Here is a 25,555-nt window from a genome sequence, read left to right on the forward strand (position 1 = left end):
GAGGGTATAAATTGAAAAATATTTTTTTACTTATTTTAGTTGTTTTTTCGGGGAGGATCTTTGCAGATATTGAGTATCATGGTGAAGCCGGCATAGAACAGCGCTATTTTTTCGAAGATGCTATTTATCCGCAGCAACAAAGAAGTAACTTGTCTGGTTATTTTTCTCCAGAATTGTATACATCACTGAACAATGGTGATGATAGCTTTGTATTTAAGGGCTTTATTCGGTTTGACCAACAAGATTCTGAACGCTCCCATTTAGATATACGCGAGCTAAAATGGACCCATGCTGGATCCGATTGGGAACTACAAGCTGGTGTTGGTAAGGTGTTTTGGGGACAGACTGAATCTTTACATTTAGTTGATATTATTAATCAAACAGATTTAGTTGAAGCCATTGATGGTGAAGACAAACTGGGTCAACCAATGGTTACTGTGTCCTTGTTCAAGGAATGGGGCAATACGACTCTTTATGTTTTACCTTACTTTAGAGAGCGAACATTTCCTGGTACAGATGGTCGCTTCCGTGCGCCTTTGCCTATTGATACAGATAATGCTTTGTATGAGTCAGAGGATAAACAACAGAATTTGGATTGGGCAGCTCGGTGGGAGCATTCACTTGGAGTGTGGGATATTGGCCTGTCTTATTTTGATGGAACCTCAAGAGAGCCATTATTTACAATTGAAACCAATGAACTTTCTGAATCTAGCCTTACTCCTTTTTATCCATTACTTCAACAAGTAGGGTTAGATCTGCTCGCCTTAGTGGGTGATTGGACCATTAAATTTGAAGGGGTTCAACGTAAAATCCAAGACCAAAGTACCACTGCATTTGTTGGAGGCTTTGAGTATTCATTTGTACAAGTATTCGATAGTTTCATTGATATCAATTGGTTAATGGAGTATCAGTTCGATGAGCGAGATCTTCTGGCGCAATCTCAGAATGACTTAATGCTAGGAAGCCGGATTGTGTTCAATGATATTGATGGCACTGAGGTATTAGTGGGTATAGTTCAAGACTTAGAGTATTCAAGTGTTCGCTCTGGTTTTATAGAGGCTTCTAGTAGAATAAACGACAACTGGAAGTGGCGTGTAGATGCTTGGATGTTTTCAAGCGATGAGCCTTCAGAGCTGACGTATTTACTCAGAAGAGACGATTACGTGCAGCTCAGTCTAGAATATTACTTTTAAGTTTTGTCTAAATATTCCTTAATCTTCGTCTTGCCAACGCTGCTTAATTTTTAAGATAGCAGGCAATTCTTGTACAAATAAATCAACTAATTCAGGATCAAAGTGTTTATTCTTTTGCTCCTGAATCAGGTTTATAGCCTTTTCGACTGGCCAGGCTTCTTTGTAAGGGCGCTTACTGGTTAAGGCGTCAAATACATCTGCTAGAGCAACAATACGTCCTTCTAGGGGGATTTCCTCACCTTTTAACCCTTTAGGGTATCCTGAACCATCCCATTTTTCATGGTGTGTTAAGGCAACCACTTTGGCCAGGTCAATAAGGTCAGAGTCTGACTCACCAAGTATTTCTGCGCCTATTTCCGGGTGACGTTTCATCACTGCAAACTCTTCATCTGTCAACTTATCAGGCTTGAGCATAATGCTGTCAGGTATACCTATTTTGCCAATATCATGCATAGGGGCTGCGTGGAGTAATTTCTCTGCAGCACTTTCTGAAAAACCACAGGCTAAAGCTATCACTTTAGAGTAGTGGCTCATACGCATTACATGCATGCCGGTTTCATTATCTTTGTATTCAGATGCTCTTCCAAGTCGCTGAATTACCTGTAGGCGTGTTCTTTTTAATTCCTCAGCATCAACTAAAGATAAATGCGTACGTACTCTCGCTTTTACCACTGCTGGTGAAATAGGCTTAGTAATGTAATCTACAGCGCCCACATTAAACCCTTTAGTTTCGTCAGAGCTGTCATTTAAGGCAGATACAAAAATAACGGGAATAGCCTTCGTATTTTCTTGGGATTTTAAGGTTTCACATACTTGGTAGCCGGTCATTTCAGGCATCATAACATCAAGTAGTATTAAATCAGGTCTGTCTAAACCCACTAAACGGAGGGCTTCTTTGCCGCTTTTCGCAAATGTCAGTCTGTAATTTTCGTTTAATGTTTGATTAAGCACTCTAAGGTTTACAGGCTCGTCATCTACGATTAATAATTTAGGGCGATCATCAGACATATTTATACCTAAGCTTTATTCTGTTCATTATTTTCTTCATCTGCGCTAGCTTTTAGAGCTTTGATTAAGGATTGGGCCTCTTCAAAATCAAAATTGTTAAATGCTTCTGCAATACTCATTACTTCATCTTGTTGTTGTAAATTTAACGCTGTCAAAGCATCTAGAGACTCTTCATTAAACTCATTTCTAGATGCTTGCTCTTCAATTGTCGTCAGTAGCTCTAAAACCTCAGAGGAATTTAAATTTAAGGTAGGGCTAGCATCATGACTCTTAGAGGCATCGGGTTTATTGGTTGATACTTTAACGATTTTACATACCTTTTCTAACTCAATATGTATTTTCTTGAGCAAAGTGTCAGCTTGCTGCGCAGATTGACTCATCGCTGATTTTTCAAGAGCTGTCATCAAATTTGCTAAACTCGTTAAGGCTAAATTTCCAGACAAGCCCTTTAGACTATGGGCTTTTTGTAAAAACTGTTCCCAAGAACCGTTTTGTGGCATTACTTGTAGCTGTTTAAATTCATTTAAGGTTGCTTGGGAAAATAACTGTATTTCTTTGTAGAGCGCTGCCTTTGAACCCCAAAGTGCGACACCTTTTTCAACATTAATACTATCATTGCTACTTAAGTCTTTACTGGTCTCTGCTACAGCACTGTGTCCAAGTTTTAATACTCGGGCCATTTCATTTTTCAATTGGATAATATCTATGGGTTTATTAGCAAAACCTTCCATGCCCGCCTGTTCGGCAGATAGCTTGTCTTCAGGAAGTACGCTGGCGGTTAGGGCTATAATTGGAACACGCTCTATGCCATTGTCTTTTTCAAAGGCTCTTCGTGCTTTGGACGCGCTTAATCCATCTAATACTGGCATTTGAATATCCATCAAAACAAGATCGAACTTTTGTCTCTTCATTCGTTCCAGAGCTTGTTCGCCATCCCTTGCATTGAATGTAGTATGTCCGTCTCGTTTTAATACTATGTTTAACAATTCAATGTTTTGTTCAATATCGTCTACAACTAACACAGTGAGGGGAGGCAAGCTTACTACTTTAGGTTTTGTTTCTGCTAAGTTTTCATTGTGTGTAACTTTAGTTAATGGAATATCAAAGCAAAAGGTCGTGCCCACATCAATTTCACTTTCAACACGAATTTCCCCACCCATAAGCTCGACTAGTTGTTTACTAATAGTTGTACCTAATCCGGTTCCACCGAAGCGTCGGCTCATTGACTCATCTGCTTGAGAGAATGCGTCAAACACTGATTTTAGCTGTTTAGGGCTCATCCCTATGCCGGTATCTTTTATGCAAAAAGTAAACTTTTGAGCATCGAGTTGTTTTACCGTAATTAAAATTTCACCCACAGAGGTAAACTTCACAGCATTGCCCAATAGATTAGTGAGAACTTGTCTTAGCCTATCTGGGACGCCATTAAATATGCCATTAATATTAGGAGCGATGTCCAGCTTAATTGGTACGCCTTTATTGTTGGCTTGAAGCCACAAGGTCGAAACTACTGCGTCTATTTCTTCGATTAAGGAAAAGTCTCTATATTCTAATTGAAACTTACCTTTCTCTAATTTAGCACTATCTAAAATATCATTTAATATGTGTAGCAGCGATTTTGCAGATTGGTTGATTGTTTTTAAATGCTTGTTTTGATCATCGTTTAAGTTGGTTTCAAGTAGTATGTCACTGAAACCTATGATGGCATTCATAGGAGTACGTATTTCATGGCTCATATTTGCTAGGAAAGCTGAGCGAGTAGCGACTGCTTGTTCGGCTTTTACTTTCTCGTTAAGTAAAGCTACTTCCATTTCTTTTCTGTCACTGATATCCATAATAAAACCATCAATAAATTCCTCTCCATTGATATTGTTTTTAGATATTCTGCCATGCCCAAGCATCCATTTAGTGGTGCCATAGCGGTCGATTAAACGAAATTCTAGGTTAAAACCTCCTGGAGCTGTTAGATCTGTGTCGGCTATTCTCTCCAAGTCTTCAGGATGAATAAAGTCTGACAAATTACGTTTTATATTTGGCAGTATGAAGTCTTTATAGGGATACCCAACGATATTCTCCACCTCTTCACTCATGAATATATGAGGCCAGTCATCTTCACATTTTGCGCGGTACACTATCCCTGGAATATTACTCATTAAAGAGCGCAGTTTAGCTTCGCTTGCTACTAAGGCTGACTCCATTTTAACTCTATCTCTTAAGTCTGAAATAAAGCCAACAAACAAATGTTTACCATTAAACTCTGCATGACCAATTCCTAAGCGAATTGGAATTAACTCTCCATCTTTAGTTAAGGCTTCTACATCTCTGCCTTGCCCAATTATGTTTGCATCTTTAGTTCGTAAATACTGCTTAATAAAGTTGTCATGCTGGGGTTTGATAGAGTCAGGAACCAGTACTTTTACATTTTTGCCAATGATTTCTTCGGGTGTCCATCCAAGAAGAGACTCCACAGCCTTATTTACACTTTCAATAACTCCTGCTTCATTAATGGTGACTATGCCATCTATTGCCGTATCCATAGTTGCAAGTAGCTTTTGTTCATTTAGCTTAGATGCTGCTGAAATGTCTTTGTAACGAAACACCACATTTATGGCCAATACAATAGAGATGATAAAGACTGTGATTATGCTAATGGTCAAGGCTAAATATAACGAGATGTCACTGGTTTGGCTTGATGTTTCTATCCCTTCTGGCATCACAAAACGAGCCGCCGCCATACCAGTATAATGCATGCCATATATCGCTAGTCCCATGATTAAACTAGAAATTATGTCTGTAAACATTGAATGTTTACTGGCAAGGAAGGTATTTCTTAATCCAAACTTAGTCCAAAGAGACAAAATAGCTAACACGACAGCAACGCCAATCGAGATACTGAAAATGGTGATGTCATAGCGCAACAAGGGGGCCATTTCCATGGCTGCCATACCTAAATAGTGCATAGTGCCTATGCCTAACCCCATTAGAACCCCACCAATAATTAGCTGAGATAAGGACATTTTAGGAAGAATTAATACGTTTAAGGCTACCCAAGACGCGGCTATTGAGGGGACGAGGGATAATAAAGTTAACTCCCAGTTGTAACTGACGTCTGTACATAATTCAAAGGCTAACATGCCGATGAAATGCATAGACCATACACCGCCACCTAACGTTAGGCTGCCCACAAGCAAAGATGCTTGTTTACGAAAACTTGAAAGAGTGGTGGTTGCCTGCTGAGCCACCTGAAAAGCCATAAAAGAAGAAAAGGTGGCTATGACTAATGATAAAACGACTAAACCAAGATTGAAGTCACCTACTAAAAGTAAACTCGTTGAGGAGTAGTCGAATAAATTCAAAATATAATTCATTAATTGTTCTTATTGAGGTGTTCCGCGTGAAAGGACAGGTGTTCTTCTATGAAGCTAGCTATAAAGAAATAACTATGATCATAACCAGCGTGATAACGAAACTGTGCTTTGTAATTTATATCCTTGGCTACTTGCTCTAAGGGGCTGGTTAGCTTTTGGGTATGAAAGAAATTGTCATCAAGTCCTTGATCAATCAAGATGGGAATATGTAAAAAGCTTCCTTGTTGGCGCATTAATGCACAGCTATCGTATGCCTCCCAGTCCTGAGTGTTACTTCCAAGATAATGTTTAAAGGCTTTTTGTCCCCATTGACATTCGCTTGGATTAACAATAGGTGCAAATGCAGAGACAGAACAATATTGTTTCATATTTGATAAGGCTATAATTAGAGCTCCATGCCCGCCCATTGAGTGACCTGCAATGGCAGCTTTGGCTTTTACCTTAAATTCTTTTTTAATTAGACTTGGTAGTTCATCAACAATGTAGTCATACATTTGATAATTTTCCTGCCAAGGCTGCTCTGTTGCATTAACATAAAAACCTGCACCTAAGCCTAAATCATAAGCACCATCGGCAGCGTCGGGTATGGTTTCACCTCTAGGGCTTGTATCTGGCATTACTAGCATTATGCCTAATTTAGCGGCGACTCTTTGTGCTCCGGCTTTCGTCGCAAAGTTCTCATCAGTGCAAGTTAAACCACTTAACCAGTATAGAACTGGCATTTTCTGATCAGGTGTTAACCTTGGTGGGATAAATACACTAAATTTCATTTCGCAATTCAGTACTTTTGAACGGTGACTAAATTGTTTTTGAGTGCCACCAAAACATTTGTTGGCACTCAGCTCAGCTAATTCTGTTATTGCTGTCATTAAAAATGCACCACACTACGAATAGATTTGCCCTCGTGCATTAGGTCAAAGGCTGAATTAATGTCTTCAAGGGGCATGGTATGGGTAATGAAGGTATCAAGTTCAAATTCACCGTCCATATATCTTTGAACATAATCTGGTAATTGACTGCGACCTTTTACTCCGCCAAATGCTGTGCCTCGCCATACTCGGCCAGTCACTAATTGAAATGGGCGTGTAGATATCTCTTGCCCTGAGCCAGCTACGCCTATAATCACAGACTCGCCCCAACCCTTGTGACAACATTCAAGTGCTGAGCGCATAACATCAACATTACCAATGCACTCGAAGGAATAGTCAACGCCACCTTCTGTCATATCTACTATGACTTCTTGAATAGATGAATCAAACCTCTTAGGGTTTACTACGTCTGTTGCCCCTAGCTTTTTAGCTATGTCGAACTTATCTTCGTTGACATCAATGGCAATAATGCGACCTGCCTTTGCCATCTTGGCTCCAATTAGTACCGAAAGACCAATGCCTCCTAGCCCAAATACAGCTACCGTGTCGCCTTCTTTTACTTTAGCTGCATTAGTGACAGCTCCCATCCCAGTGGTAACGCCACAGCCTAGTAAACATACTTTTTCTAATGGTGCTTCTTTGGGGATTTTAGCGAGAGCTATTTCAGGAACAACAGTATGTTCAGCAAAGGTAGAAGTCCCCATATAGTGATAAATTGGTTGGCCGTTAATGGAAAATCGACTGGTGCCATCAGGCATTACACCATTGCCTTGTGTAGAGCGAATAGCTTGGCACAAATTGGTTTTTCCTGATAAACAAAATTTACATTGGCCACATTCTGGGGTGTACAGTGGAATAACATGGTCGCCAACCTCAACTGAGGTTACGCCTTCACCAATAGCTTGAACAATCCCCGCTCCCTCATGGCCTAATATTGCTGGGAATAAACCTTCTGGATCATCTCCTGATAGGGTGTAGGCATCGGTATGGCAAACTCCAGTGGCAACTATTTTAACGAGTACTTCGCCTTTTTGAGGTGGAGCTAGATCCACTTCTTCAATGGTCAATGGTTGGTTTGCTGCCCAAGCAACTGCTGCGCGAGTTTTAATACTTTGCATTTAATGTCTACTTATAAAAAATTATATATTTGTAATTAAAAACAATACCCGAGTAAACGGATATTGTCTGCTTTCCATACAACATTACTAATGTCGTAGCCTTTTTTACATAACTGTTCTTTTTCTAGTTTTACCTTGAGTGCTGCGGCAGCTCGGTCTTCTAAGTCTAATTTAGTTTGGTTATTAGCTTGAATTGATAATCTTTGGTTGTCTGATGCAAACCTATCATTGCTGGGCCTGTCTATCTCCATTCTACCTTTGCGTAGCAGGGACTCTTGGGAAGTGTTTTCCCATGAAATACCGTATACAAATTCAGTTTTTCCCTTTTCATTAACGCGACTTTCAAATTTTTCATCTGTCATTATCGGGGGAGCTGTTCCAACTGCACAAGAAGAGCAAAATATTAGTATTGATATTAGGGTAATGGTTACTTTTATCACCTAATCGAGCCCTCTCTATTTTAGTTTTATATATTATTGATTTGTATACTAAATATCATGGTTAAACTTATCAACTTATGGATTGTACTTTTGAAGTATTTAACTATACATACTTAGCAAATCCTATAACTTCCCGGCTATTAAGCCTTCAGTTTTGAAGCTTATAACAAATGTAGTATGGTATAAATAATAAGGGGTATTCGAGCTAATGAGTAATGATAAAAAGGTTGGTGTTTTTAACTTTGGGACTAATTTTTTGTAGCCAAGAAGTGGCAGCAAAAAGGATGTATAGCATTTTTTCTTTGGGGGTAAGCGAGCTAGAAGTCGCTCAAGATGAGAGCCAAAACCTAACCTATAAAATTGCTTTGGGATATGAGTTTCACCGCAAGTGGTACGTTGAGGCTGGGTACCAACAATTAGGATACGACGATCTATATACCTCTGCATTACCAACCGAAAGCGATGTAATTAAAGGTAGAAGTGTTAAACAAGGGGATGCATTATTTTTAGCTTTTCTTGGAAAAGCATCTAATCACCATGGGGAATTGTTTTATCGTTTAGGTGTATTGAAAACCGATATCAGAGGACAATTTATACAAGAGGCCTCCCAAGAATGTAGCCTAGGTAAAGCCATCGCAATAGAAGTTGAAAATTATGGCAGCGCAAACTTGTGTGATTATAACGAAGGTGGTGCAGCTGCTGTCCTTGGTTTAGGGTTTGATTTCTTCATAGGAGCAAGAACACTTATTCGCACAGAGGCAGAGTATATAAAGGGGCAAAACGATCTTGAGATGTCTGCTCTATCTATTGGTTTAAGATATAATTTTTAGTTAGCCAAACTGGTACCAACTAAAAGCATTGGTGAAGCTAATATTTGTGTAACACTCCTTTGATACGTCCTCTAAATGGCTATAGGCTTGCCATAATTCATTATAAGAGTGGCTAAATGTACAAAGGGGAAAGTTACTCGCCAGCATGACCCTTTTTTCTCCAAATACTTGCAAACACTCTAGTATTAGGCCTGTGACTTGAGGGATTTCCCAGTTTCGGTCTGACATTTCCCAGCCTGATAGCTTAATTGCTACATTCTCGCATTGGGATAACGCCTCTAAATTGGATTGCCAGTTTTTACGTGCCGATGAGGTATTGGCATCTAATGGCCAGCCACAGTGATTGATGATTATCTTTAATCTAGGGTGTTCTTTAGCATGCTTTATGAGCTTTCGTATTGACTGGGTATCTTGTAAAGACAGTTGTGCATCAAAGCTAAGGCTGTGTTGCTCCAAGAGAGAAAAATGCCTTTTAAGACTATCTAAGCTTAAAACCTCACTAGCTCTGTCATCCAATATATCTCGTATTCCTACCACAGATTGGCGCTGAATTAATTGCTCTATGTGGTTAGAAAATGTCATTGCACTAATGTCTGCGAAAGCAACGCTCTTGAATGTCAGACTACAATTTTGCTCTAGCCAGTCTATTTCACGCCATGGCTGCTGATTATCGAAGCCCGCTTCAATGTGCACAAATCCTGCTAACGTTAATGGCTTTGTGAGCTGTAAATCGGCTTCAGTAAAATTTCGATTAATTTTTTCTTTATCCGGCCAAAAAGGAGGACTTTGCTTTTTCAACCAATCATATTTACCTTCATTTAAATTAAATAAATGTAAGTGGGGATCAATGATCTTTATTGTGGAGGTAGTCATAATGAAATCAAGGCTATTGTGTGGTGTAACCACCATCAATAGATTGTAAGCTTCCTGTTATAAATGCCGCTTCATCAGAAGCTAAAAAATAGGTTAAAGCAGCTACTTCACTGGCTTTTCCTAACCTTCCTAAAGGTTGCAGAGCTGCCTCTTCTTGGTGAACTTGATTAATATCCGCGCCAGATTTATCCACATAACTTTGAATCGCATTGTGATACAAAGGAGTCTCTATGGTACCAGGACAAATTGCGTTAGCTCTAATATTAAAGGCGGCATAATCTAGCGCAGTGGTTTTTGCAATTGATGCTAAAGCGGTCTTACTTAAGTTGTAGGCGAAGGAATTCTTCTTTGCGATTAAGGCCTGGTCAGACGCCATGTATAAGATTACCCCAGAATTTTGTTGTTTCATTGTGGGTAAAATTGCTTTAGTGGCAGTGATAGCTCCTTTCACATTGAGTGAAAAAACGCGCTCAAAATCCTCTTCACTTGTTTGCTCTATGTTTCCTGAAAAATGAACGCCGGCATTGGATATCAGGGTGTCAACTCTGCCATATTGATTGAGTATATCTTGGATGTTTACTTTGATTTCTTCTGGGTTAGACATATCGCACTTTACCCACTGAACATTGGATGATTGATTTGGGTTCGCTTGTATATCTAAATTAACTACTAGGTAGTGGTGTTGTGAAAACTTATGGCAAATTGCTTCACCAATGCCATAGCTGCCGCCTGTGACTATACATACTTTCTGATTTGTTTTGTTTTTCATATGGGGTGGCTATCTTATTAAAGTGATTCTGTTGAAGTAAATCAGCTAAGTGTAAAGATGTGTTTTAAGCATTACAACGGTATAGGTATCTTGTAGAATAGCAAACAGCTTCCATATTTTATTCTTTATAAGAAAAGCGAGACGTTTTTGCCGTTGTTAGTTCTACGTATCACTGCCTTTATTCACTTAATTTTACTGAGTTTTATTGTTTCTTTTAATGTGCTTGCTGCTGTTGAGATCCAAGGTGTAAAAAATTCTACTGTTAGTGAAAATATCCAAGCCCATGTTGGATATCTAGATACTCCTACAAGTGTTTATCAGTTCTCTCAGTATAAACAGCAATTAATTGAAAAAGTGAATATTGCTACCCAAGTTTATGGTTACTACCATGTTAAAACGCAAATATCAGCTCCTTCTGTGAGTACGCCAAAGAGCCCATGGACTCTTAACATTGATTTAGGTCCGGTGACTAAACTTAGAGATGTCGCGATCATTATTGAGGGGCAGGGTGCTGAAGATGAAGAAGTTATGCAGTGGAAGGCTTCGGTAAAGTTAAAGTCAGGTAATGCCCTTGAGCATGCTCTTTATGAGTCTACAAAAGCACAACTGCAGAGCTTAATGCTGGCTCGTGGTTATTTTGATTCTGAATTTAAGCAAAAAGACATAAAAGTATATGAATCTCTAAATGTTGCTGACATTGCTTTGCATATAGATACAGGGACGCGGTATAAATTTGGAGAGCTACAATTTGGCAAAGATCTTAGAGCTCAGAAATTGGTTACAGATTTATTGCCTTTTAAAGTTGGAGATTTTTACCAAGCAAGCCAACTAGGTCTACTGAATAGAAGAGTCAATCAAACCCAGTATTTTACTAACGCAATCGTCAGGCCCATAGTCTCAGACGCAAAGGATTATACTGTTCCTATTGAGGTTATTTTAACCCATAAGCCAAGAGATAATTTTGATGTTGGGTCTGGAGTATCGTCTGACGTTGGTCCAAGGTTTACTGGAAAATGGCAGCGCCCCTGGGTAAACAACAGTGGTCATTCAATAGGTGGGCAGGTGTACGTCTCGGAACCTGAACAGTCTGTGTCATTGAATTATAAAGTGCCTTTGGAAGATGCTATACAAAATTATTTGAGTTATCAGGTGGGCTATCAAGCTGAAGATGATAATGACACAGACAGTGAGAAATGGTCACTATCTGCCACTAGGCATTGGACAGTAGAAGGATCAGATTGGCAGCGCTCAGCATTTATTCGACTTGAGCAAGAGACCTTTATCCAAGGTTTAGACGAAGAGCAAACCACGCGACTTTTGACACCAGGAATGACAATTAGTCGTTTACGTAGTCGAGGTGGCCTTGATATTGATTGGGGCGATAAACAAACCATCACCGCGGAAGTCGCCTCTGATTCAGTGTTTTCGGATATTAATTTATTACGATTATCTGCTAAAACAAAATGGGTAAGGAGCTTTGGGCAACATCGGTTTTTATGGCGAGCTGAAGTTGGTGGCATAGTGACCAATGACTTTGATCAAGTACCCTCTAGTTTGCGTTACTTTACAGGGGGAGATCAAAGTGTAAGAGGCTTCGATTACAATACTTTGTCACCGTTTGAGTTGGATGATGACGGAGAGAAAGAGCTCACCGGTGGACAGTTTTTAGCTGTGGCAAGTTTTGAATACTCCTATCCTGTATACCAAAGTTGGCGTGGCGCTGTATTTATCGATGCAGGTAATGCCACCGACAATCCCTTTAAGGATTATGCTGTCGGCCTAGGGGTTGGGGCCATCTGGAATTCGCCCATCGGTCCAGTTCGTTTGTACTTGGCCAAAGGAGAGAGCGACTTTGGTAGCACCCGTTACTTCCACCTTTCTATGGGGCCGTCTTTATGAGTAATACCACCCAAGATACTCAAAGTGTTAGTAGCGCGGCTAGTAAGCGAAAAATGATAAAGGTATTTTACCGAATTATTTTGGCCCTTTTGATTACCCTAGTTTTGATATGTGGTTTTGCTTTTACACCGTTAGGTGCAAGGCTAGTAGTGAATGCAGCTGATAATTTAATAGAGCCGTTACATCTAGAATATGGCAGTGGTGGCCTTAGCTCTGAGTTACATTTAATACAAGTTAACTGGCAAGATGAAACCACTCAAGCGGCTATCCATGACTTAAAAGTGTCTATTAGTTTTGAGTGTATCTGGAATTTAGCGCTGTGCGTTGAATCACTTAATACCTCAAAAGTATTAGTTACTATTGCGCAGTCAGAGACCACAGACACTGCACAGTCCAATACATCACTCATTACCTTGCCTATACCGGTATCCGTTAAAAATATTGATATTGGCCAAATATCCGTGAGTGTTGACAATACCCTAGACTTATCTTGGCAGCAGCTCACAGGTGAATTGACATTTTACAATCAGCTGCACGTACAAAGCTTGCAGTTACAAGATTTGTCAATCACTACATATGCTAGTCAAACACCAGAGCCAAAGAGTGACTTCAATTGGGCTAGTTGGCAGTACCAGCCTATTTCGTCTATGCCGATAAGCTTGCCTATATATTTCGATATTCAAAACTTTGAAATGCTAAATACACAACTGAATATTGCCGAACAGGCTCCCATTTTGTTGAAGAAAATCAACTTAGAAGCTGAAGGTAAAAGTAAGCTTGTTACAGTGAAATCATTCTATATAGAGCACGAACTTGGGCATATTCAGGCCCAAGGTGACTTACAATTAAATGAAAAGCTTAGTCATGATTTAAGTCTAGATGGCCAAGGTTTTTGGCCCGAAAATACTCCTGTGGATTTTGCATTAAAGTCAAAAGGAAGCATCGAAAAGCTGGTGGCGAAACTAAGGGTAACTAGAGGTGATGTCAGTGCATCAAATCAAAAAACACCGCAAACCTTATCTTTTGATGCCACAGCCGAGTTGTCTAAACAAGGTTTGCCCTTAAACGCTTCTTTGAATTGGAACAATTTAGGATGGCCTTTAGATGATATGAGTTATGTATCAGAAACCGGCTCACTGACCTTAGGTGGAAGCCTAGCGTCATTAAAGGTAAACCTGCATACCAAGGTGATAGGTCAAACTATTCCAGATGCACAACTAAAGCTTACCGCGTTAGCTAAATTAACCTCTACTCAAAAAGCACTTAACCTAAATAAATTACTTATTAGTACCCTAGAAGGAAGTATAGATACAACTGGGACTTTAGATTTTGCAAATACCCTTAAATGGCAAGGTATTACCCAAGTACAGAATATAAAGCCTGAAACTTTTTGGCCTGATATTCAAGCCGATATCAATGGCCGTATTCCTACTTTTGCTACCAATAGTAGTGGTTCGTGGGAGCTTGATGTTAATGCCTTAGATATTAATGGAACCTGGCAAAATTACCCTTTAGCAGTCACAGGAGGCCTGTCTTTTGTGGAAAATGGCGAGCTGAAAATTCGAGATTTACTAGTAGAAAACTCGGAAAATCAGTTGTTTGTAAAAGGTTCATTTAAACAAAATCAGGGACTTGTAGATGTTCAGGTAAATCTAAAGGTTCCACAGCTGGCAGATTCACTTCCTAATGCGGAAGGTACAATCACTCTTGATGGAGGGGTAAGTGGCTCAATAGATCAACCAGAAATACACTATCAATTAGCAGCCAGTGACCTAAATTTTGCAGATATTTCAGTAGAGGATGTTACTGGAGCCGGACAACTGAAGTGGGATGATACAAAGCCACTAGATATCTGGTTAACGCTGTCAGGGATCCAAGGGGTTAATAACCAAGTAGACTCGGCTACGTTGAGCTTAAAAGGAAATGCGCTAAGTCATAACCTTGCGATCACCGCTACAGGTGAAACCACAAGTGCTGATGTTCAGGTGACAGGTCAACTAAACGAAAATAACTGGCATGGCCGTTGGCTTAGTGGAGAGCTTAATTCGTCATATGTGAACCTTAGCTTAGTTGACGATTTTGAGATACAAGCTGATTGGGGTAAACAAGAATATTCAATTTCTCAGCATTGTTGGCGTCAGTTAGAAAGTGAGCTGTGTATAAAAGAGGCAAAATACTTACAAAATACTGCCTATTGGGATCTGGCAATTAAAGACTTTAACTTACTGCCATTAATCCGCAGGTTTGCGCCAAGTTTACCTTTGATGCAAACAAACAGCCGCTTAGCATTAACATCATCGGGAAGCTGGAATATCCAGTCTTTACCTAGTGCTCAAGTTAACATGCAACTAAGTCCAGCGAACTGGGTGTTTACTGAGCAAAATGATTTTGAGTTAAATGTTCAAGACTTGTCTTTAAGTGCAAGTCTTGATGCTGAAGAGATGCAAGTCGACCTTAGTTTTATTGGGCAAGAGATTGGTAAGTTGAGTAGCAGTCTAAAAGGGCAGCCAGCTTCTTTGCAGCAAATCGCAGATTGGCCTATAAACGGTGAGTTACAGGTTTCTGAATTTAATTTAGCGCCGTTTCGTGCTCTTGTGCCTCAATTAGAAGCGTTACAAGGTGTCATACAGGGCCAGTCAAAAGTGCAAGGAAGTTTGTCTAGTCCACAATTATTTGGTGAGTTGGCATTTGTAAATGGAGAGCTTAAAGGAGAGTCTTTACCCGTTTGGCTGAGCGATATTCAACAAACCATTATGCTAAAGGGCAATAGCGCTGATTTTACTGGTAGCTATAGACTAGGAAAAGGTGCGGGTGAACTAAACGGCCAAATTGCTTGGGCTCCTTCACTTAGTGGTAATGTAAATATCAGTGGTAATGCTTTAGAGTTTGATTATCAAAATACCGTTAAGGCCAAAGTTAGCCCGGATATAAATATAGAGTTTGCAGCTAATAATGTAGCAGTTATTGGTGAGGTAAGCTTACCTTATGCAAGAGTGAAAGTTAGGGACTTACCACAAGGTGCAGAGTCTTTATCTGACGATGTAATCTTAGTCGAGCGGGAACAAAAGCAGCAACAAAGTGCCCAGCAATTGTCTATTGACCTGCTTATTAAAGTGGACCCTCTAAAAGCCAATGAAGTAAAGCTTGATGCCTTTGGGTTAACGACAGATTTGCAGGGGCAATTGCGAATTCGAAATAAAAAAGCAGATTTGCTTGCCAGTGGTGAAGTGCAATTGGTAAACGGAAAATATAAAGCTTATGGGCAAAACCTTATCATTCGTGAAGGGGATATTTTATTTAATAGTACTTTAGATAAGCCCTACTTAAATGTAGAAGCGATACGTGATCCCGATTTAACCGAAGATGATGTGGTGGCAGGTTTACGAGTTGAAGGTGGAGTAGAAAGCCCTACAGTCACTGTTTTTTCAGAGCCAGACATGGAGCAACAACAAAGTTTGTCTTATATCTTAACTGGCCGTGGTTTAGGGGATTCAAGTGATGATAGTCAAGACACTATTTTAACTAATCTTTTACTTTCTTTGGGTTTAGGCCAAAGTGAGAACCTTGTCAGCAAGGTGGGCAGTAAATTAGGGTTTGAGGACGTGTCCTTGGATACATCAGGGCAGGGCGATGAAACCCAGTTATCTTTAACGGGAACTATTTCCCCTGGAGTCCAACTCCGTTATGGCGTGGGTGTGTTCGATTCGGAGTCTGAGGTGGCGATACGTTATGAACTTCTACCCAAATTATATTTAGAGGCTGTGAGCGGACTAGAAAGCACCCTAGATATCTATTATCAATTTAGTCTTGGTGATAATGAAAACAAACAAGAGAGTGAGGAATAAAACTAGATGCTACAAACAATAACAAAACAAGGAAGACTATAAATGTTTGCATCATTAGGTTTTGCTGTCGAAGTTACTTTACCCATAAGCTTGATTATTATTTTAGGGATTGTTTTAAAACGGATCCATTGGATCACTAATGAATTTGTTGAAACTGGCTCTAAGTTAGTCTTTAACCTCACTTTGCCATGCTTGTTGTTTGTTAATATTGCCAACATTAATCTGTCTCAAGAATTTCCCACGTCACTCATTGTATTTGGGGCGGTGGTGATGACCATTACCTTTTTGGTATTTCATTTTATGGGTTATTACCTTACTAACAAGCATGCCAGGGGAGCATTTGTACAGGGCTCATGTCGCGGTAATATGGCGATTATTGGCTTAGCTCTAGCTGTAAATGCCTTTGGGGAGTCGGCTTTACCATTGGCGTCCATGTATTTGGCTATGTTAGTGGTGCCCCTTAATATATTTTCTATTTTGACACTTTATTACCATCAAGCAGAAACACCCTCTTTAAAGGCCGTGGCTAAAAGTGTGTTGACTAACCCATTAGCTATAGCGATTGGCTTAGCTTTAGTTGTTGCACTATTGGCTATAGAAATCCCTAAATTAATAACCGATACGTCCCAGTATTTGGCGCGTATGACTTTACCTTTGGCTTTGTTGTGTGTGGGAGCTTCTATTCGTCTGCAAGAGTTTAGAGCATCTGCGCTATTGTACTGGGCTATCGCCAGTAAAATTGTATTTTTACCTTTGGTGGCGACTGTAGCAGGTTATATGTTTGGGCTACGAGGGATGGAGTTGGGTATTCTCTATATGATGACCTCGGCACCCACGGCGGCTGCTGCCTATCCTATGGTTCGCAGTATTGGAGGAGATCACCATTTAACTGCTGCAATTATTGCGGGTAGTACTTTGTTTTCTTTGGTGAGCTCAACCCTAGGCTTGTTTTTGCTCCGACATTTTCACTGGGTATAGTTGCTTTATTTATTCAAATAATTTTTCTTTACCCATTTGTAAAGTACGTGTGGCTAACTGAACTTCTTTTAAAAACATTAGCAGTGCAAAAATAAGTAAAAGCAGTGCTAAAACAAATAAAGATATAATCAACTCACTAAGATCAATCAGTAAAAAACCACCTAAAAATAATGACGCCACCATAGTACATACAAATAAGGCTGAGGCTGTACACAAGCCAATAGAGCGGTTAATAAGCGTAATGCGGCGCCAAAGGTTTTTTAGTTCTTTTTCTGACTGCTTAAGGTAATCAGGGTTTTTTATGGTGTGTACTCGGCGCTCCATTATGCGAGCTCTATCCACTATTCGGCCTAAGCGCCCTGACATAACGTTTAAGAACCCCGCTATGCCTGTAAGCATAAAAACAGGGGCAACAACTATTTGTATGATCTCGGCTATACCAGGTACATTCGTTTCCATGCTTTTCGTTTTGCCTTGTTGGTGCTATATAGAAAGACCATTCTATAACAATAAAAAGCACATCTAAAACTTTACCCATATTAATTATTCCATTTGGGGAAACAAAGTCATTAACCCATCAGCAATTATGTCTCGCCAAGAAAAATAATCATGTCCAGCAGAGTATTCCTTATAGTAGGTGGTATATCCCTTTGCTAGCAAAACGTCTCGTAAATGACGGTTTGTTTCTAAGATACCATCGCCGACCCCACGAGAGGTCTCAAATAGGCCAGCACTTAGAAATAGTCGAATGGGCTTCTGAGACATAGTAATAAATTGTTTAGCCATATAATGTTGGCTATTGATTTGATTTTCTTTGGGTGCCCACCAAAATGATCCGGACATGGAGAGAACATTGCCGAATACTTTAGGGTGCCTCAAAGCTGCATTGGTTGCTGCTAACCCTCCATAACTTGAGCCAGCTACAATTACTCTTGTACTGGGAATGGGAATGTTTAACCTTTGATTGACTTGAGGGACTAATTCGTTTGCCAATGCATCAGCAAATAGGTTGTTTGCGGGTAATTCATTGGCACGGGAAGCTGCATCTGGATTGCTAATAAAAACGGTTATCACTGGTGGAATGTTTTTGTTGGCGATTAATTCGTCCAACATTTTAGGAAGCTCAACCAGTTCCAGATATTTTTGGGCATCAAATATATACAGTAATAAAGGCGCTTGGTTTTTTAGCGCTGGAGTGTAAATTGTTATATTTCTTGTGTTTTTTAAGGTTGGGCTGGTAAAAGAAAAGCTAGATAAGGTCCCTTTTTTAGCTACTTCTGTTATCTGGTTCTTAGGCTCTTTAGTCTTCGTGGAAAGGCTAATTGTTGAGTACCCTGAGTATTTGTCGATACTTGAGGCTGGCCAAGGAAAATGATTGTAGGGGTCTTGCTGTGCCACCGCTTTAATCGCCACCCGTCTCGCAAAACCAGAAAATGGAGGGTAAGGTACGTTCGGAGCTATTTGATAAGATAGATGTGTATCTTGTGGTACATGAAAGCTTTTATACCAAGTATCTGATTGCCCAAGTCGTTTTAGAGATTCATGATCATTTGAAGGGGCACCAAGTAGTTTTACATTACTATAATCCCCTCGAGCTAAAAAGGTCATTAATATTCCTGCTGGTGTCTTTTCTATCAAGGGCGTACCAGACTCTTCCACATCAGCCCAAAAACTATCGGTTGTACTTCCCACTTTTAAGGCATTTTCTAAGGTTTTTACTCGTGGGCTTAATGGGCTTTCAGTTTGAGGTGGGGCTTGATCTTCAATAGATACTTGAGCTTCAAGTTTTAGGTTATATCTACCTAACCCTGATACCCGCCAAGTATTCGAACAGTTTTCAGCCACCAAATAAAAGTAGTTCTTGCCTGATTGATTATGGACTAGTCGGCGTATTATTTTTCCATCTGAGTTAATTACATCTAGAGTTAATGGGTATTTGGGACTATCGAGATATCCGGTTAAATAGTCTCCTTTATTACATACGACTTTGAAACCACGCTCAGGTTGATTATGGCTGAGACTCCCTTTAAAAGCCTCGCCTATGTCTAAGTCTGAAAATTCAGCACTCCACAATGGTGATGACATTATGCCGAATATCCATATGGCAGATATGACTAAGTAATTTATAAGTTTTGACGTCATTGTTGTTAGTTTCATTTTCTTACACTTTTATTGATATATGTCATTATGTAAACATAAATGCTATTAATAATCATTATCATTTGTGGTATATTCTTCGTGATCTGGTGCACCTCAGTCTAAGAAATTAGGGTTGGCATAAAAAGCCAACCTCAAATAGTCATTCAACAATTTTACGGAACACTTAATGAAAAGTATGGATTTACAATTTAATAGGAGCCACCTTGCTGTGGCTTGCAGCACAGCACTTATGATAAATAGTTTTTCTGCTGTCGCCGCTGATGAGCAAAACAATGCTGAGAAAAGCATAGAGGTGATCAGTGTAGTAGGGCATAAAATTAACGAGCTCAGTATTGAAAATAATGGTGGTGCATTAGGTAATCGCTCTATTTTAGATACTCCTTTTTCGGTTGATGTGATTTCTTTAGAAGATATGGAAATCCGCCAAGTAAATACTTTAGACAGCCTGTTTAGCCGCGAAGCTTCGGTTTCGGTAGATGGCAGCGCTTATAGTGCATTTGGTAATACACTGCGTGTTCGTGGTTTAACATTGGACTACACACAAAGCTTTAAGGTTAATGGCATGTCTATTAACAGTTTTAGTGGAGAGTTACCCTACGAAGCCTTTGAACAAGTGACCTTAATTAAAGGTGCTACCGGCTTTATGTATGGAATGGCAGCACCCGGTGGCATAGTGAACTACGAAACTAAAAAAGCCAGAGATACCTCTGTCAGCGCTAATCTGGGTTTTCGTAGTGATAGTATATTTAGCGGTCACGTTGATGCTAGCACTCGCTTCGGTGATGATGATGCATATGGCGTAAGAGTTAACCTAGTCAAAGAAAATGGTGATACCTACTTAGATGATGGAGGTATTGACCGTGAAACCGCTTCAGTGGCCTTTGATGCATACTTAACTGACTCTTTATTTTGGACTGTAGATTTAATTTACAGTGACCGCCTAATTGAAAACTCGTGGACACAGCTAGGTAATTCTTTAGACAGCTCAGACTCATTACCCGAGACCGTCAGTGGCACAACTAATTTAGCGGTGGATGGTACTTTTGATAAATACAAAAACCTAATCGCTATTACTAGTTTAAATTGGACCATTAATGATAATTGGCAAGCTAGAGTTGAATATGATTATTCAAAAAATGAAACGAGATGGGTGAAAAACCTTACTTATCTTCTAAATAGTGAAGGGGATTTTGATGTAGCACTTTACGAACAATATTTTGATGTGAGTTATTCCCAAGTTCAAGGAATGCTTACTGGTGAAGTAGCTACGGGTAATATTACACATAATTTAGTGATAGGCGCTTCTCATCAAAAAGCCACAACCTACCGAAATGATGGTGGTGAATATGGCCGACTAGTCACTAGGGGCTATGGCACAGACAATTTATTTAATCCTGTGGATTTACCAACCTATAGTGCCGATTTGCAAAAAGACATCCAAATTGCATGGACTGATACCCAAGACTCTTTATTTATCAGTGACTTTATTGAGTTTAATGACAAGTGGCAGGCGTTAGTGGGGGTACGGTCAAATGGTATAGAGCATACCGCAAGTGAATACTTCTCGTCTCATGATCATTACGACGATACCGCTATAACACCAACATTTGCATTAATGTTTAAACCTAGTAAAAACACAACTTATTACGGAAGTTATGTGGAATCTATTGAGGGACAAACGTCTACAGTAGGCGATGCCTATGCTAATGCAGATGAGTTGTTAGAACCGTTAGAAAGCTCTCAATATGAGCTAGGCTTGAAAACTGCTGGTGACGGTTGGTCACTCACATCTGCATTATTTCGTATTGAACGTGGGGCAACTTTAGTCACAGATGATAATTACTTGGTACAAGAAGGGGTAACTATTTATCAGGGCTTTGAACTCAGCGGAGCGTTGGATGTAACAAATAATCTATCTGTATATGGCGATCTAATGTTGTTAGATACTGAGTACGATAAAACAAGTTCAACTACTCAAGGAAATGATGTAGCTGGAACCCCTAACCAACAATTTACCTTACAGACTAATTATAATGTGGCGTCAGTTGAAGGGCTAACTTTCAACTTAGGTGCTAAATACCACGGTAAAACCACACTTGATTCAAACAACTACTGGGACGTGCCTGCGTATACTGTAGTGTATGGTGGCGGCAGTTACAGCACGTTAGTAAATAATGTGCCTATTACCTTCATAGCTTCCATAGACAACCTGTTTGATAAAGAATATTGGACGGCTGCAGATTCTTATGGTGGTTTGAGGATTGGTGAGCCACGTACTCTTGCTCTTAAAGTAAAAGTAGACTTTTAAGCTTTATACAGCAATAAGCCCGGTAAATTCTCTGTGATTTCCGGGCTTTTCTCAGTAATTTCAAAATGTAACGAGTGGGTATTTCGACGCTTATTATGTTTAATATCGAGTATTTCAAAATGTGGCAACCCCTGGCTTTAGGCCTAATCATTTTGGGGAGTGTGCTGGTGTACCTTACCAATAAGCATCAACTCCTCATCTCTTTTCGTTTATCAAAAAAATGGCGTTTCCTTGGCTATTTTTGTTGGTTAATGGCTTTGTTTTTTTGGCTGCAAACTTATGTGGTATCTGCGGCATTCTTTTTTTGGCTATTCATGTTATTGACTGTAGTAGGGTGTATTCCTTTGTTGAGCCTTTGCTTTTCAAGGGACGCAAGAAAAGGGAGTTCCTCATGACCCGACTAACCGCCGAACAAAAAATACAACCCCATTGGTGGTCGAAAACCCTTGCTGGTGCAATTTTAGGTTTAACCTTGAGTTATGGCGTGGTGGCTATTTTTGCTTGGTTTGGGCCTGGTGGCTTAGACGCAGTAGCTAAAAATCAATTTAATATGTGGATAATTTCTCCCTTGTGGATGCTAGTCATGTCTTTTAGTTATTTATTTAAAACTGGTTTCAAAGCCATATTCTATTTAACCCTAGGCAATATCGCGGTTTATGGAGTGTTCTTAGTTTTAAGGTGGCTGTCATGAAAATACGTAGTGACATTTTGCGCACCTATCAGTCTTTGCATACTTGGACAGGTATAGTGGCTGGTTTGGTATTATTTATTGGGTTTTATGCTGGCTCTTTGACTATGTTTGAAGATGAGTTGACCCATTGGGCCACGCCTTCTCACTATCATTTACCACAAGTTCCCACTGATAAACTTGATGATTTAATCGCCAAAGCAAGTGCTTCTTCTGACAAAGTATCACAGGGGTTTACCATAAACTTTAGTGACCAGTTATCACCCATTACATGGTTTGAACAAGGTGGTGGCCGCCGTTTAACATTAGATGATGTTAAGGTGCATGGCACATTATCAGAAGATGGTAGCTTAGTTACCCAAACTGAGCCTGCAAACGAGTTAGGCAATCTTATTGACCTGCTACATAGAACCGCAGGTATAGCTGGAAAGTTAGGCCACGAAGACTTAGGAGTTGTGGTGTTAGGCGTGGCATCGGTTTTATATTTTCTGGCGCTGGTATCTGGCATTATATTTTTGCTGCCTACTTTGACGAAAAGCTTTTTTGCTTTACGCAAAGATAAAGGGGCCAATAGATTTTGGTTAGATAGCCATAATTTAGTCGGAGTTGTTAGTTTACCGTTTCACTTCATTATTGCCTGGACTGTGATCGTCTTTGCGTTTCATGATGTTCTATACGATGGCTTGAGTTTAGTTTATGGAGATGAGCCCACATTTGAGAGAGTTGCCAGCCCTGCGGTAGAGTATACAATGGACGACTTACCACCTATCTCTAGTTACCTAGATAAAGTAGATTCGCTTGTAGATGGTTATCACCTTGAGTCTATTGCTTTTTCAGGCTTACTATCGTCTCGGCCTTCGGTGGGTATTACGCTTAAAAATAATAATGAAATGATGCGTAACAATACCGGTGATTTTATCTACTTGCACCCATATAACCTCAATGTGACCTATAGCAGTATTCCTATGAGTGACGATGAATATTATGTGTCTTATGTAGCCAGTTTCTTCTCGCTGCATTTTGGTGGCTTTGGCGGCGATATAGGGCGTTGGTTATATTTTATAATGGGGCTATTAGGCGCGTTTCTATTTTATAGCGGCAATTTAATATGGCTTGAAAAACGCAGAAAGAAAGAGCCAATACAGAGTCTCTCAAATCGCTTTATGGCTAGCCTGACAGTGGGCGTCTGTTTAGGCTCTATGCTAGCGGTTGCTGTCACCTTATTCTCTAGTAAATGGTTATACTTTTTTAATGCAGACATTAACTACAGCTATCTTGGCTGCTATTACTTTGTTTTTTTTGCTGCTGTTATATATAGCTTTTTACGGGGGGCCGCAGTCAGTGCAATCCATATACAATACGCTAGCTGCCTTGCTTGTTTGTTTATACCTCTTACCAGTGTAGCTAGTCACTTGAGTGCTAGTTTTAATCAATGGGCAAGTAGAGACTTTGGGAGTGTTATGGTTGATGTAGTGGCGTTTGTGTTTGCAGGAATATTCTATTTTGCAGCAAAGAAAACTAAAAATCGGGCGCTAAATGGAGAGCGCAACAGTATTTGGGCAATATAAACAGTCATAAAAGAACCAGTTAACATCTTTGAATTAAGATGTTAACTGGGTTGTATGTAAACTGTAGCTGGGTCTTTTAGTCCTCAGCCTTAACAGCCCATAAATCATGCTCATCATTATGGATTATTTGTGCCCAGATAATATCACCAGGTTTAACGTCAAACTCATCGGTTAAATGAACATTACCGTCGATTTCAGGAGCGTCGGCATAACATCTACCGACTGCGCCTTCAGTGGTGACCTCATCAATGATAACTTGATACTCTAGGCCAATTTTTGCTGCTAGTTTGGCAGTACTGATTTGCGCTTGTTTTTGCATAAAGCGTTCAAAGCGCTCTTGCTTAACTTCTTCGCTCACCGGATCTGGTAAGTCATTGGCTTTAGCACCATCTACATCAGAGTATTTAAAACATCCTACACGGTCTAGTTGTGCTTCATCTAAAAAGTCCAAGAGCATTTGGAAGTCTTCTTCAGTTTCACCAGGGAAACCGACAATAAAGGTAGAGCGTATTACTAGGTTAGGGCACTTTTCTCGCCAGGCTTTGATACGCTCCATGGTTTTTTCAGCTGCAGCGGGACGCTTCATAAGCTTCAGCACCCGTGGACTTGCATGTTGAAACGGAATATCTAAGTAAGGCAGTATTTTCCCCTCTGCCATCAACGGCATGACTTTATCTACCGACGGGTAAGGGTATACGTAATGTAAACGAACCCAAATCCCCATTTCACCAAGTTTTTCACAAAGGGCTTTCATGTCAGTTTTTACCGGCATTCCGTCCCAAAAATCTGTTTTATATTTTACGTCTACGCCATATGCACTGGTATCTTGCGAGATAACTAGTAACTCTTTTACTCCCGCATTTTTGAGGCGTTTAGCTTCATCTAAAATACTGCCAATGGGGCGGCTGACTAAATCACCACGCATTGAAGGAATAATGCAAAACGTGCATCTATGGTTACACCCTTCAGATATTTTTAAATAGGCATAATGCCGTGGCGTTAGTTTTACACCAATATCTGGCACCAAATTAAAGTACGGATTATGTTCTGGTTGGGGTAGGTGCTCATGCACTTGATTGACAACTTCTTCATATGCATGGGGGCCGGTAATGGCTAATACATTAGGGTGAACTTCACGGATTTCGTCTTCTTTGATACCCAAACAGCCTGTCACTATCACCTTACCATTTTCGTTAAGTGCCTCACCTATAGTATCTAGAGACTCTTGAACCGCAGAGTCTATAAACCCACAAGTATTAACTATCACTAAGTCAGAGTCGTTGTAGGTCGGAACCACATCATAACCTTCAGTGCGTAATTGGGTTAGAATGCGCTCTGAGTCTACTAAGTTTTTGGGGCAGCCTAAGCTAACAAAACCAATTTTGGTTCCGTTCGCTTTTTGAGTTGGGCTATCTTCTAAGACTTTTACTGGCGTCTCTAATGTAGTGGTTTTATTTGGGGTGAAAGTTTCAACTGTCATGGTATACCTTGCTACTTCTCATGATTTGATGTTCAAAAAAAGCGCCATTCAATAAAATGTTACTGCTAAACTGAAAAATATTACTATTTTATGAGTAAGCCAGCGTAGAAAGGGGATATTATACAGTAGAAAATGCCTAGGGGTAGTGGGTTTCTGAGAAG

The 25,555-nt window shown here is 39.9% G+C and carries 18 protein-coding genes; 8 read left to right on the forward strand and 10 right to left on the reverse strand.

Annotated features, from left to right (window positions below):
* Positions 1-11 precede the first annotated feature (11 nt).
* The gene (locus ACMUMK_RS06025) at positions 12-1,193 is read left to right on the forward strand and encodes a hypothetical protein (RefSeq protein ID WP_414700209.1); all 1,182 of its coding nucleotides are present in this window, start codon (positions 12-14) and stop codon (positions 1,191-1,193) included.
* An 18-nt stretch (positions 1,194-1,211) separates the two neighbouring features.
* On the opposite strand, the gene ACMUMK_RS06030 is transcribed toward ACMUMK_RS06025, so the two are convergent.
* The 5 genes from ACMUMK_RS06030 to ACMUMK_RS06050 are packed head-to-tail and all read right to left on the reverse strand — an operon-like array spanning position 1,212 to position 7,918.
* Positions 1,212-2,201: an HD domain-containing phosphohydrolase gene (locus ACMUMK_RS06030; RefSeq protein ID WP_414700210.1), complete on the reverse strand. Its 990-nt coding sequence runs from the start codon at positions 2,199-2,201 to the stop codon at positions 1,212-1,214.
* 8 nt (positions 2,202-2,209) lie between these two features.
* Positions 2,210-5,569 (reverse strand): MHYT domain-containing protein, encoded by a 3,360-nt coding sequence (locus ACMUMK_RS06035; RefSeq protein WP_414700211.1) that lies wholly within the window; start codon positions 5,567-5,569, stop codon positions 2,210-2,212.
* Entirely contained in the window at positions 5,569-6,438 is an 870-nt protein-coding gene (gene fghA, locus ACMUMK_RS06040; RefSeq protein ID WP_414700212.1) for an S-formylglutathione hydrolase, read from the reverse strand. The genes ACMUMK_RS06035 and fghA overlap by 1 nt, the downstream gene beginning before the upstream one ends.
* Positions 6,438-7,556, reverse strand: coding sequence for an S-(hydroxymethyl)glutathione dehydrogenase/class III alcohol dehydrogenase (locus ACMUMK_RS06045; RefSeq protein ID WP_414700213.1), 1,119 nt, complete (start codon positions 7,554-7,556; stop codon positions 6,438-6,440). The genes fghA and ACMUMK_RS06045 overlap by 1 nt, the downstream gene beginning before the upstream one ends.
* Before the next feature lie 35 nt (positions 7,557-7,591).
* The gene (locus ACMUMK_RS06050; RefSeq protein WP_414700214.1) at positions 7,592-7,918 is read right to left on the reverse strand and encodes a hypothetical protein; all 327 of its coding nucleotides are present in this window, start codon (positions 7,916-7,918) and stop codon (positions 7,592-7,594) included.
* Between the two features lie 362 nt (positions 7,919-8,280).
* Here ACMUMK_RS06050 and ACMUMK_RS06055 point away from each other — a divergent pair, with 362 nt between their 5' ends.
* Positions 8,281-8,826, forward strand: a complete 546-nt coding sequence (locus ACMUMK_RS06055) for a hypothetical protein (RefSeq protein ID WP_414700215.1) — start codon at positions 8,281-8,283, stop codon at positions 8,824-8,826.
* Here the strand turns inward: ACMUMK_RS06055 and ACMUMK_RS06060 are convergent, their stop codons facing one another.
* Together ACMUMK_RS06060 and ACMUMK_RS06065 are read right to left on the reverse strand one after the other, a co-directional pair.
* Complete coding sequence (locus tag ACMUMK_RS06060; RefSeq protein ID WP_414700216.1) at positions 8,827-9,699, reverse strand: amidohydrolase family protein; 873 nt, start codon at positions 9,697-9,699, stop codon at positions 8,827-8,829.
* Between the two features lie 13 nt (positions 9,700-9,712).
* Entirely contained in the window at positions 9,713-10,468 is a 756-nt protein-coding gene (locus ACMUMK_RS06065) for an SDR family NAD(P)-dependent oxidoreductase (RefSeq protein ID WP_414700217.1), read from the reverse strand.
* Positions 10,469-10,615: 147 nt separating this feature from the next.
* Here ACMUMK_RS06065 and ACMUMK_RS06070 point away from each other — a divergent pair, with 147 nt between their 5' ends.
* The 3 genes from ACMUMK_RS06070 to ACMUMK_RS06080 are packed head-to-tail and all read left to right on the forward strand — an operon-like array spanning position 10,616 to position 17,190.
* On the forward strand, positions 10,616-12,367 hold the full coding sequence (locus ACMUMK_RS06070; RefSeq protein WP_414700218.1) for an autotransporter assembly complex protein TamA: 1,752 nt from the start codon (positions 10,616-10,618) through the stop codon (positions 12,365-12,367).
* Positions 12,364-16,212, forward strand: a complete 3,849-nt coding sequence (locus ACMUMK_RS06075) for a translocation/assembly module TamB domain-containing protein (RefSeq protein ID WP_414700219.1) — start codon at positions 12,364-12,366, stop codon at positions 16,210-16,212. The genes ACMUMK_RS06070 and ACMUMK_RS06075 overlap by 4 nt, the downstream gene beginning before the upstream one ends.
* A gap of 42 nt (positions 16,213-16,254) precedes the next feature.
* Positions 16,255-17,190: an AEC family transporter gene (locus ACMUMK_RS06080; protein WP_414700220.1), complete on the forward strand. Its 936-nt coding sequence runs from the start codon at positions 16,255-16,257 to the stop codon at positions 17,188-17,190.
* Between the two features lie 9 nt (positions 17,191-17,199).
* On the opposite strand, the gene ACMUMK_RS06085 is transcribed toward ACMUMK_RS06080, so the two are convergent.
* Together ACMUMK_RS06085 and ACMUMK_RS06090 are read right to left on the reverse strand one after the other, a co-directional pair.
* Positions 17,200-17,649 carry a DUF2721 domain-containing protein gene (locus ACMUMK_RS06085; RefSeq protein ID WP_414700221.1) on the reverse strand — a complete coding sequence of 150 codons (450 nt, stop codon included), beginning with the start codon at positions 17,647-17,649 and terminating at the stop codon, positions 17,200-17,202.
* 84 nt (positions 17,650-17,733) lie between these two features.
* Positions 17,734-19,347, reverse strand: a complete 1,614-nt coding sequence (locus tag ACMUMK_RS06090) for an alpha/beta hydrolase (RefSeq protein WP_414700222.1) — start codon at positions 19,345-19,347, stop codon at positions 17,734-17,736.
* A gap of 169 nt (positions 19,348-19,516) precedes the next feature.
* Here ACMUMK_RS06090 and ACMUMK_RS06095 point away from each other — a divergent pair, with 169 nt between their 5' ends.
* The 3 genes from ACMUMK_RS06095 to ACMUMK_RS06105 all read left to right on the forward strand — a co-directional run bounded on the left by ACMUMK_RS06095 (position 19,517) and on the right by ACMUMK_RS06105 (position 23,914).
* Entirely contained in the window at positions 19,517-21,658 is a 2,142-nt protein-coding gene (locus ACMUMK_RS06095; RefSeq protein WP_414700223.1) for a TonB-dependent siderophore receptor, read from the forward strand.
* 391 nt (positions 21,659-22,049) lie between these two features.
* Entirely contained in the window at positions 22,050-22,349 is a 300-nt protein-coding gene (locus ACMUMK_RS06100; RefSeq protein WP_414700224.1) for a hypothetical protein, read from the forward strand.
* A complete protein-coding gene (locus ACMUMK_RS06105) occupies positions 22,346-23,914 on the forward strand; it encodes a PepSY-associated TM helix domain-containing protein (protein ID WP_414700225.1) in 1,569 nt (522 codons plus the stop codon). The genes ACMUMK_RS06100 and ACMUMK_RS06105 overlap by 4 nt, the downstream gene beginning before the upstream one ends.
* A gap of 76 nt (positions 23,915-23,990) precedes the next feature.
* Here ACMUMK_RS06105 and rimO read toward each other — a convergent pair whose 3' ends face one another.
* The gene (gene rimO, locus ACMUMK_RS06110) at positions 23,991-25,394 is read right to left on the reverse strand and encodes a 30S ribosomal protein S12 methylthiotransferase RimO (RefSeq protein WP_414700226.1); all 1,404 of its coding nucleotides are present in this window, start codon (positions 25,392-25,394) and stop codon (positions 23,991-23,993) included.
* Between the last annotated feature and the right edge of the window lie 161 nt (positions 25,395-25,555).

The sequence above is a fragment of the Paraglaciecola sp. 2405UD69-4 genome (assembly GCF_047525415.1).
Lineage (GTDB): Bacteria > Pseudomonadota > Gammaproteobacteria > Enterobacterales > Alteromonadaceae > Paraglaciecola.

Excerpts from the sequence above, each read along its gene's own strand:
- ACMUMK_RS06030 (WP_414700210.1), bottom strand. The coding sequence starts at position 2,201 with ATGTCTGATGATCGCCCTAAATTATTAATCGTAGATGACGAGCCTGTA.
- ACMUMK_RS06035 (WP_414700211.1), bottom strand. The coding sequence starts at position 5,569 with ATGAATTATATTTTGAATTTATTCGACTACTCCTCAACGAGTTTACTT.
- fghA (WP_414700212.1), bottom strand. The coding sequence starts at position 6,438 with ATGACAGCAATAACAGAATTAGCTGAGCTGAGTGCCAACAAATGTTTT.
- ACMUMK_RS06045 (WP_414700213.1), bottom strand. The coding sequence starts at position 7,556 with ATGCAAAGTATTAAAACTCGCGCAGCAGTTGCTTGGGCAGCAAACCAA.
- ACMUMK_RS06050 (WP_414700214.1), bottom strand. The coding sequence starts at position 7,918 with ATGACAGATGAAAAATTTGAAAGTCGCGTTAATGAAAAGGGAAAAACT.
- ACMUMK_RS06055 (WP_414700215.1), top strand. The coding sequence starts at position 8,281 with ATGTATAGCATTTTTTCTTTGGGGGTAAGCGAGCTAGAAGTCGCTCAA.
- ACMUMK_RS06060 (WP_414700216.1), bottom strand. The coding sequence starts at position 9,699 with ATGACTACCTCCACAATAAAGATCATTGATCCCCACTTACATTTATTT.
- ACMUMK_RS06065 (WP_414700217.1), bottom strand. The coding sequence starts at position 10,468 with ATGAAAAACAAAACAAATCAGAAAGTATGTATAGTCACAGGCGGCAGC.
- ACMUMK_RS06075 (WP_414700219.1), top strand. The coding sequence starts at position 12,364 with ATGAGTAATACCACCCAAGATACTCAAAGTGTTAGTAGCGCGGCTAGT.
- ACMUMK_RS06080 (WP_414700220.1), top strand. The coding sequence starts at position 16,255 with ATGTTTGCATCATTAGGTTTTGCTGTCGAAGTTACTTTACCCATAAGC.
- ACMUMK_RS06085 (WP_414700221.1), bottom strand. The coding sequence starts at position 17,649 with ATGGAAACGAATGTACCTGGTATAGCCGAGATCATACAAATAGTTGTT.
- ACMUMK_RS06090 (WP_414700222.1), bottom strand. The coding sequence starts at position 19,347 with ATGAAACTAACAACAATGACGTCAAAACTTATAAATTACTTAGTCATA.
- ACMUMK_RS06095 (WP_414700223.1), top strand. The coding sequence starts at position 19,517 with ATGAAAAGTATGGATTTACAATTTAATAGGAGCCACCTTGCTGTGGCT.
- ACMUMK_RS06100 (WP_414700224.1), top strand. The coding sequence starts at position 22,050 with ATGACCCGACTAACCGCCGAACAAAAAATACAACCCCATTGGTGGTCG.
- ACMUMK_RS06105 (WP_414700225.1), top strand. The coding sequence starts at position 22,346 with ATGAAAATACGTAGTGACATTTTGCGCACCTATCAGTCTTTGCATACT.
- rimO (WP_414700226.1), bottom strand. The coding sequence starts at position 25,394 with ATGACAGTTGAAACTTTCACCCCAAATAAAACCACTACATTAGAGACG.